We start from the raw sequence: 8,788 nt of genomic DNA, 5'->3' as shown, positions 1-8,788 counted from the left end.
GGTCTCATCGATCTGCAGGACGGCCAGCTCGTTCCCGCGCAGCGCGGGCTGGCGAAGGCGACCCCGGGCAAGGTCCGGATCGCCCAGTTCAATGACCTGCAGGGGCTGCGGCGTGCCCTGGCCCAGCGCGACGTCGCCGTCCTCCTCACCGAGCCGGCGCTCACCAACAACCTGCATCTCTTGATGCCGCAGCCGGGCTGGCACCAGGCGCTGCGCGCCCTGACGCGCGAGACCGGGACGGTCCTCGCCATCGACGAGACGCACACTCACGTGGTCGGCCACGGCGGCGCCACCCGGCTGTTCGGTCTCGAGCCGGACGTCGTCACGATCGGCAAGTCGATCGCGGGCGGCGTGCCTCTCGGGGCCTACGGGATGATCGAGCCGCTCGCCCTGGAGATCGATGTGACGCGCGAGCCGTTCGCGGCGACCGGCGGCACGCTGTTCGGCAATCCGCTGTCGATGGCGGCGGCGCGCACCGCGCTGACGAGAGTCCTCACCCCGGCCGCCTACGAACACACATCAAGGCTCGGCGCCCACTTGGCCGACGGGATCGAGAGCGCCATCCGCGCGGCCGGCCTGCCGTGGACGGCGCAGCGGTTCGGCCCCCGCTCCGGCCACTGGTACGGTCCGGAGCCGAAGACCGGCCTCGAGGCCCTGGCGCTCCGCGACCGGCGGCTGACGCGAACGCAGCGGATCTGGATGGCGAACCGCGGTGTGTGGGAGGCACTGCCGGGCGCGGGGCCGACGCTTTCGGTCCCCGCGACCGAGGCCGATGTGGAGCGCTATCTCGACGCCTACGGAGCGTTTCTGCGCGCCGTGACGGTATGATCAGGTCACACCGAGGCCGCAGATGATCCCAGTGACTCCCGTCACACTCGAGGGGCACGGCGTCCGGCTCGAGCCGCTTGGCCCCGGGCATCAGGACGGGCTCGCGGCCGCGGCCGCGGACGGCCGGCTCTGGGAGCTCTGGTTCACCTTCGTCCCGGAACCGGGGCAGACGGGGGTCTACATCACCGACGCACTCAACGGCCAGCGTGCCGGTCACATGCTCCCCTGGGTGGTCCGGGAGCTGTCGACGGGCGCCGTCGCGGGGAGCACGCGGTTCCACGACATCGTCCCCCAGATCGATCGGGTCGAGATCGGCTACACCTGGTACGCCGCGAGGTGGCAGCGGACTCATGTCAACACCGCCTGCAAACTGCTGTTGCTCGCGCACGCCTTCGAGACACTGGCGTGCCGCGTCGTGGGGTTCCGGACGGACAATTTCAACTTCTCATCCCAGAAGGCGATCGAGGCTCTCGGCGCCCGCAGGGACGGCGTGATCCGCCACCACCAAGCCCGGCGTGACGGGTCGGTCCGCGACTCGGTGATGTACAGCATCCTCGCCGCCGAATGGCCGGAGGTGAAGACGCACCTCACCACCCGGCTCGCGCGTCACGAGAGCAAACCGGATTGAGGATGGGGCGCCGGTCTCCATGCTGTCCCCCGCCAGATCTGCTACTCTGGTGCGATCTCAATGGAGGATCACCGTGAAGAGGATCCCGGGTATTGCGGTGCTGGTCGGAGTCTCCCTGGCGTTCCTTCCCGCGGGGTTGCGGGCCTCGGGCGGGTCACCCATGCCGCGCTCCGGCGGCACTTCGTCCATGCCGTCCGCGCCCCGGAAAACACCGGCCGAGGAGGCCGCGGACCACTACAACGCCGGACTCAAGCTGCGGGACAAGGGGCTGGCCCTCCAGAAAGAGGCGGCCCAGGCGACCAAGGACAAGGACCGGACGAAGCTCGAAAAGAAGGCGCAGCAGGAGTTCGAGAAGGCGATCTCGCAGTTCCGGACGGCGACCGTGAAGGCCCCCAGGTTCTACCAGGCCTACAGCGACCTGGGGTTCGCCCTGCGGAAGACGGGGGACTACGCCGCCGCGCTCGAGACCTACGACCATGCGATCTCCCTGGAGCCGACCTACTCCCCCGCGCTCGAGTACCGGGGTGAGGCGTACCTGGCGCTCGACCGGGTGGAGGATGCCAAGAAGGCCTACGTGGCGCTCTTCCCGAGCGATCGAGGCCGGGCCGACGAGCTGCTCGCGGCGATGAAGGGGTGGGTCGAGAAGCGCCGGGCGCAGCCGGGCATGATGACTCCGGACGCGATCCAGGAATTTTCCCACTGGGTGGATCAGCGGGCCGAGCTCGCCGGTCAGACCCCGAGCGTATCGGAGCTGCAACAGCGGCGGTGGTAGCCCAGGCGGTGCCTCCCCCGCCTCCGCCCTACGAATGGCGGCTTCCGGCCGGGTTCCCGATACCTAATGTCCCCGCAGACAACCCGATGACCTCGGCCAAGGTCGAGCTGGGCCGGCATCTTTTCTATGACCGCGCCCTGTCGGGGAACGGCACGCAGGCCTGCTCCTCCTGCCACCGCCAGGAGCTCGCCTTCACCGACGGGCGCGCCCGCGCCGTCGGTTCCACCGGCGAGGCGCATCCCCGCAGCGCGATGAGCCTCGCCAACGTCGCCTACGCCGCCACTCTGACCTGGGCCGATCCGCGCCTCACCCGACTCGAGGACCAGGCCCGCATTCCGATGTTCAACGAGCATCCGGTGGAGCTCGGCCTCTCCGGACGCGAGGATGAAGTACTGCGCCGCCTCCGGGCGAACCGCGACTATCCCCGGATGTTCCCCGCGGCCTTCCCTGAGGACCCGGACCCGGTGAGCCTGGCGAATGTCGCCCGTGCCCTCGCCTCTTTCGAGAGGACGCTGCTCTCCGGCGATTCCCCTTACGACCGCCTCATCTACCGCGACGACGCCGGTGCTTTGTCCGAGTCGGCGCGGCGCGGCATGCGATTGTTCTTCTCGGCGCGCCTGAACTGCTCGCGCTGCCACGGAGGGTTCACCTTCTCGGGGCCGATCGCCTTCGAAGGCGCCCGACCGATCCCGGCCACGTTCCACAACAACGGTCTGTACAACCTGGGGGGCGCCGGGAACTATCCCGGCGACAACCCGGGACTCTACGGGATCACGGGGCGCATGGAAGACATGGGCCGCTTCCGGGCCCCCACGCTCCGCAACATCGGGCTGACGGCCCCCTACATGCACGACGGGAGCATCGCGACGCTGAATGAGGTGATCGAACAGTACGCCCGGGGGGGCCGGCTCGTCCCGGACGGTCCTCTCGCCGGTGACGGCCGCGACAGTCCGCGGAAAAGCGATCTCATACGGGGGTTCGACCTGGATGCTCGCGGCAAGACAGACCTGGTCGAATTCCTGAAAAGCCTGACCGATGTGTCGTTCGTCACCGACCCCCGCTACTCGGCGCCTCCGCCGCTGCCGGACGAGGGCCCCGGTCCATCGGAGGATCGGTCTCCCCCTGGCGGTGCTAGGATCCCGCTTCATCCAAGGAGGTGAGACATGAGAACCAGGGCTCTCCAGATCGCCGTCTGTCTCGTCCTGTCGTCCGGGCTGGCGCTTGCGCAGGCGCCGGGGGAAAAGCCCAAGCCCGGGCCCGAGCACAAGAGGCTCGGATATTTCGTCGGCAAGTGGACCGCCGAAGCGGAGATGAAGCCCAGTCCCTTCATGCCCGGCGGCAGGATGACGAACCATGACACCTGCGAGTGGTTCGACGGCGGTTTCGCCGTGGTCTGCCGCTCCGAGGGAAAGGGTCCGATGGGGCCGACGAAGGCGCTCGGCATCCTGGGCTACAGCACGGAAGAGAAGGCCTACACCTACTATGCGGTCAACAACGGTCCGATGGACATGGCCACGGTGCCGCGCGGCACGGTCCAGGACAGGAGCTGGGTCTACGACGACGAGGCGAAGATGGGCGGCAAGATGGTCAAGTCGCGCTACACGATCCAGGAGATCTCACCGACGAGCTACACCTTCAAGTGGGAGATCCTCGGCGACGACGGCGCCTGGCAGACCCTGATGGAGGGGAAGTCCAACAAGTCGGCGTAGGAGAGCGAAGCTCCGCGATGAAAGGAGACGCATGGCACCCAGACCGATACCGGAAGGTCATCACACCGCGACACCGCACCTCGAAAGCACAGACGGACAAACACTGACCGCTTGAGAAGGGGGCCGCCCGATGAAACTGACCAAGAATCTCGGCATGCTCTTGTTGGGCGTCTGGCTCATTTTGACGGGGCTGATGCCGCTGCTGAATCGTGGCTTTTCGGCGCTCGGGACTCTCATGTCCATCCTCGCGGCGGCTGCCGGCGCTCTGATCCTGCTGGGGCGATAGACCACAGAGACGTGCGCTCGCACCGGCCATGAGCCGATTACGCCTGATCGGGCTGTTCGCGCTCGCCAAGCTGCTGTTGCATCTCGCCACCAGCACGGGCTACGGCTACTTCCGGGACGAGCTCTACTATCTCGCCTGCACCGAGCACCTCGCGCCCGGGTACGTCGATCATCCGTCGCTGTCGATCCTCTTCCTGTGGGCCGTCAGGCATCTGCTCGGTGATTCGCGTCCCGCCCTGCGCCTGCTGCCGGCGGTGCTCGGGGCGGCGACGGTGGCGCTCGCGGGTCTGATGGCGCGGGCGCTCGGCGGCGGCCGCTGGGCGGTCGCGCTGGCGATGACCGGAGCGCTGGTCGCCCCGGAATATCTCGCGCTCGATCACTTCTACTCGATGAACGCGTTCGACATCGTCTTCTGGGCGCTCGCCGCTTTCCTGCTCATCCGCCTGATCGACGGTGCGGACCCGCGGCTCTGGCTGCTTCTGGGGCTGGTCCTGGGTCTGGGGCTCGCCAACAAGATCAGCGTCCTGTGGCTGGGGGCCGGTTTGCTCGCGGGGCTCGTCGCCACGCCGCAGCGGCGCTGGCTGGCGACGCGCTGGACCTGGCTGTGCGGAGCCATCGCCTTGGTCCTCTTCTCTCCCTACCTGTTCTGGCAGGTGCGACACGGCTGGCCGACCCTGGAGTTCATCCACAACGCCACGACCGACAAGATGGTCGCGGTCGCGCCGCTCGACTTCCTGATCGGCCAGATCAGGATGGTGCATCCGCTGACCCTGCCGCTCTGGATGGGTGGCCTCGCCTGGCTGTTCCTGCACGCAGACGGCAAGAGGCACTATCTGCTGGGCTGGATCTACCTCACCGTCTTTTCCATCCTGGTGCTCTCCGGCTCGAGCCGGTCCGGCTATCTGGCACCCGCCTACACCTGGCTGTTCGCGGCCGGTGGTGTGGCGGGCGAGAGGCTCCTCGACCGGAAGCACCTCGCCTGGCTGCGCCCGGTCGCGGTCGTCCTGCTGATCGTCGCCGGGGCCGTGACCGCCCCGCTCGCGCTGCCTCTCCTGCCGGTCGACACCTATATCCGCTACTCGCGCGCGCTCGGCGAGCGGCCCTCGACCGAGGAGCGCAAGGAGCTCGGAGAGCTGGGACAGTTCTATGCCGACATGCAGGGCTGGGACGCGATCGTTGGAACGATCGCAGACGTCTACCGACCCCTGCCGGCCCAGGACGCGACCGCGGCGCGGATCTTCGCCCCCGACTACGGCGTCGCCGGCGCTCTCGACCTGCTGGGCCGCAGGCAGGGCCTCCCACAGGCGATCAGCGCCCACAACAACTACTGGCTCTGGGGTCCGCGCGGCTGGGACGGACGCGTCCTGATCGTAGTCGGCGGCGAAGAGGACCGGCTGGGCGACCGGTTCGAGGCGGTCGAGCGCGCCGCGACCATCGACTGCGGACGATGCATGCCCTACGAGAACGGGCGTCCCGTGTGGGTGTGCCGTGGGCTCCGCGCGCCGGTCGCCGAGACCTGGGCGCAGATCAAGCACTATGATTGATGGAGAGGATTCCGTGTCTCAGGATCAACAGCTGCGCCGATTGAACGAGGAGTACGTGGCGGCATCCCTGGCGGGAGACGTCGAGTGGTACCGATCCCACCTGGCCGATGAGTTCGTCTGCATCGAATCCGATGGTTCGGTTCTCGACAAGCCCGCCTTCCTGCGGATGACGGCCCAGGGGTCAAGTAGCCTGATCCTCGGCCAGAAAGCCGGCGCCCGGCGGTGATCTTGCGAGATCGGCATTGCAGGCTGGTGGGTCTCGTCGTAAGATTCACGGACGATGCCTTCCCCCCGTCATAGGTCCGTCCTGAGCGGAATCCTCGTCGCATCGGTCGCGCTGGGGTCGTCCCCGGCCCAGGACGAGTCCGTGGGACGCGCAAGGGTCGAACCGGGCGAAACAGTGGGGGTCCCCTGGACGGGGGGACGGGGGGTCCGGGAATCAGTCGCTGATCTCATGGAGCGCGAGGCCAGGGCCCCGAAGATCCGGGCCTTCCCCCGTCTGAGGGAGGAGCCGGAAGGCCGGCCGGGGCCGATCAGGGAGAACCCGGCGGCGCCCCCCGTGTCGCAATGGCCGCCCCCGAGCCAGACCCAGCCCCTCACGTCGGAGGCCGTGACGCCGCTCGCGCCCCAGGTCGTCGGGACCAACTTCAAGGCGATCTCACTGAACTCCCCGAACGAATCCATGTTCATCCCCCCGGACAGCGTCGGGGATGTCGGTCCGACCCAGATCCTGGCGATGGCCAACGGCCGGATCAAGGTGTTCGACAAGACCGGGAGCCTCGGCGGGCTCAACGTGACCGATGGCGTCTTCTTCGCTTCAGTGACCGGCGGGTCCGACATCACGGACCCCCAGGTGCGCTACGACAGGCTCTCGGGGCGCTGGTTCGTCACCGAATTGACTACCACGACTCCAAACAAGATCCTGATCGCCGTCAGCTCCGGCCCGACGATCTCCTCGTCCTCCAGCTTTACGTTCTTCGCGTTCCAGCACGATCTCGTCGGGACGACTCCCAACAACGATACGGGGGGGTTCGCCGACTACGACAGCCTCGGCGTGGATCGGTCCGCCCTTTACATCGGCGTGAACGTCTTCAATGCGGCGGGGACGGTCTACCTGGGATCGACCGGCTACGTGATCAACAAGGCGGGGCTCCTGGCCGGGACGCTGACGGTCACGGCATTCCGCCGGATCGCATCCGCGGCCATAGCGGGGCCCTGGTCCCCGCGCGGCGTCGACAACGACGATCCCGCCGCCACCCAGGGGTTCTTCATCGGAGTCGACACGATTCTCTTCAGCCAGATCGACATCCTGCGCGTGAGCAATCCGGGGGGTACCCCGTCGATCTCCGGCAACATCGTCCTCACCGTCCCGGCGACGACCCTCCCGATCCCGCAGGCCGTCAAGGGATCGGCCAGCAACCGCAGGCTCGACGCGCTGGACGATCGTCTGTTCGCGGCATCGATCCACAAGAACAAGATCACCGGCGCGACGAGCCTCTGGACCGCGCACAACTTCGAAGTGAATTCCAGCGGGGTCGTGTCCACGCACGGCACCCGCAACGGTTCGCGCTGGTACGAGTTCACGAACCTGGGCGGGACGCCGTCGCTCAACCAGGCCGGCACGCTCTTCGACACGGTGTCCACCAACCCGCGCGGCTTCTGGATCGACACGGTGGCGGCGAGCGGTCAGGGGCACATGGCCCTCGGTTCCAGCTACGCGAGCACGAATGATTTCGCGGGCGTCGCGACCGCCGGCCGCTTGCGGACCGACGCCCTGGGCACGATCAAGGTCCCATCCCTGGCGCAGATCTCCGCGAGCGCCTACAACCAGCAAAGCGTGGACGGCCAGCGCTGGGGCGACTATTCGCACACCGTCGTCGATCCCACCGATGACATGACGCTCTGGACGTTCCAGGAGTGGTGCGACGCGACCAATTCGTGGGGGGTCCAGGTCGTGCAGCTCAAGGCGCCGCCGCCGGCGTCGCCCACCGGCGCGGTCCCCTCGAGCATCTGCGCAGGTCAGGCGACGGTCGACGTCACCATCGCCGGTGCGTCATCGGCCGGCTCGGAGTTCTTCGACCCTGGGGCCGACGCGGGCGGTCCGGGCTACCCCAACCATCTTTCGGCCACGGTGAGCGGTGGTGTCGGGGTCAACGGCGTCACGTTCGCGGATCCCACTCATGTCGCCCTGAGCCTGTCGACCGTCGGAGCCGCGCCGGGCGTCCATGACATCACCCTGACCAACCCCGACGGGCAGTCGTCGACCGGGGTCGGGCTCTTGACGGTCAACGGCGCCTCCTCCCCGGCCGCGTCGAACAACGGCCCGATCTGCGCCGGCGCGACCCTGCAGCTGTCGGCCGGGACTGTGGCCGGCGCCACCTACAGCTGGACCGGTCCGAACGGCTTCGCTTCGAGCGCGCAGAATCCTTCGATCCCGGGCGCCACGACCGCCGCCTCGGGAACGTACAGGGTGAGCGTCACGCTGGGCGGATGCACCTCGGACGCCTCGGTCACTACGGCCGCGGTGATCGGCGACGGCTCGGCCTGCAACGACGGCAATCCGTGCACGCAGGCCGACACCTGCCAGGCGGGCGTCTGCAGCGGCGGTGGTGTCCTGGACGCGGACGGCGACGGACACCGCGGCTCCCTGTGCGGTGGGGACGACTGCAACGACAACAATCCCTTCGTCTGGAGCGCGCCCGTGGCAGTGACCAATCTATCTGTGGCGGGAGCCGATCCGACCGGCCTGGCGTGGGACAGCCAGGGCGTCCTGGTCGGTCCCGAGACCGTGTACGACCTGGTCTCGGGGGAGATCCTGTCCAGTGGGTCCGTGAACTTCTCCTCCGCCGCCTGCGCGCTGGAGGGCGGAGGCACCTCGTTCCCCGATACCCGGCCGGCTCCCCCGGTTGGCCAGGCGTACTGGTACCTGGCGCGCGGAGAGAACTCGTGCGGGGCCGGCACCTACGGCACGAGCCAGCAGGACACCTCGATTCTGGCCTGCCCTTGAAGACCGCCGGGATCA

9 protein-coding genes are annotated in these 8,788 nt (G+C 68.2%); all 9 read left to right on the top strand.

Features of this window, described 5'->3' with window-relative positions; genetic code table 11:
• A partial coding sequence (locus tag VEW47_10650) for an aminotransferase class III-fold pyridoxal phosphate-dependent enzyme (GenBank protein HYS05638.1) occupies positions 1 to 828 on the top strand: 828 nt, incomplete at its 5' end.
• A 22-nt stretch (positions 829 to 850) separates the two neighbouring features.
• Positions 851 to 1,456 (top strand): GNAT family protein, encoded by a 606-nt coding sequence (locus VEW47_10645; GenBank protein ID HYS05637.1) that lies wholly within the window; start codon positions 851 to 853, stop codon positions 1,454 to 1,456.
• Positions 1,457 to 1,529: 73 nt separating this feature from the next.
• Positions 1,530 to 2,228, top strand: a complete 699-nt coding sequence (locus VEW47_10640; protein HYS05636.1) for a tetratricopeptide repeat protein — start codon at positions 1,530 to 1,532, stop codon at positions 2,226 to 2,228.
• Entirely contained in the window at positions 2,222 to 3,388 is a 1,167-nt protein-coding gene (locus VEW47_10635; GenBank protein ID HYS05635.1) for an MbnH family di-heme enzyme, read from the top strand. Before VEW47_10640 ends, VEW47_10635 begins: the two co-directional genes overlap by 7 nt.
• Before the next feature lie 3 nt (positions 3,389 to 3,391).
• Positions 3,392 to 3,937, top strand: a complete 546-nt coding sequence (locus tag VEW47_10630; protein HYS05634.1) for a DUF1579 family protein — start codon at positions 3,392 to 3,394, stop codon at positions 3,935 to 3,937.
• A gap of 130 nt (positions 3,938 to 4,067) precedes the next feature.
• Positions 4,068 to 4,223, top strand: coding sequence for a hypothetical protein (locus VEW47_10625; GenBank protein ID HYS05633.1), 156 nt, complete (start codon positions 4,068 to 4,070; stop codon positions 4,221 to 4,223).
• A gap of 28 nt (positions 4,224 to 4,251) precedes the next feature.
• Positions 4,252 to 5,766, top strand: coding sequence for a glycosyltransferase family 39 protein (locus VEW47_10620; GenBank protein ID HYS05632.1), 1,515 nt, complete (start codon positions 4,252 to 4,254; stop codon positions 5,764 to 5,766).
• Positions 5,767 to 5,779: 13 nt separating this feature from the next.
• A complete protein-coding gene (locus VEW47_10615) occupies positions 5,780 to 5,992 on the top strand; it encodes a nuclear transport factor 2 family protein (protein HYS05631.1) in 213 nt (70 codons plus the stop codon).
• A gap of 141 nt (positions 5,993 to 6,133) precedes the next feature.
• Positions 6,134 to 8,773, top strand: coding sequence for a hypothetical protein (locus tag VEW47_10610; GenBank protein ID HYS05630.1), 2,640 nt, complete (start codon positions 6,134 to 6,136; stop codon positions 8,771 to 8,773).
• The last annotated feature ends 15 nt before the right edge of the window (positions 8,774 to 8,788 follow it).

The organism is Candidatus Dormiibacterota bacterium (assembly GCA_035635555.1).
In the GTDB taxonomy this organism is placed as follows: Bacteria; Acidobacteriota; Polarisedimenticolia; order Gp22-AA2; family Gp22-AA2; genus Gp22-AA3.
This window is presented reverse-complemented; position numbering and strand designations above follow the sequence as displayed.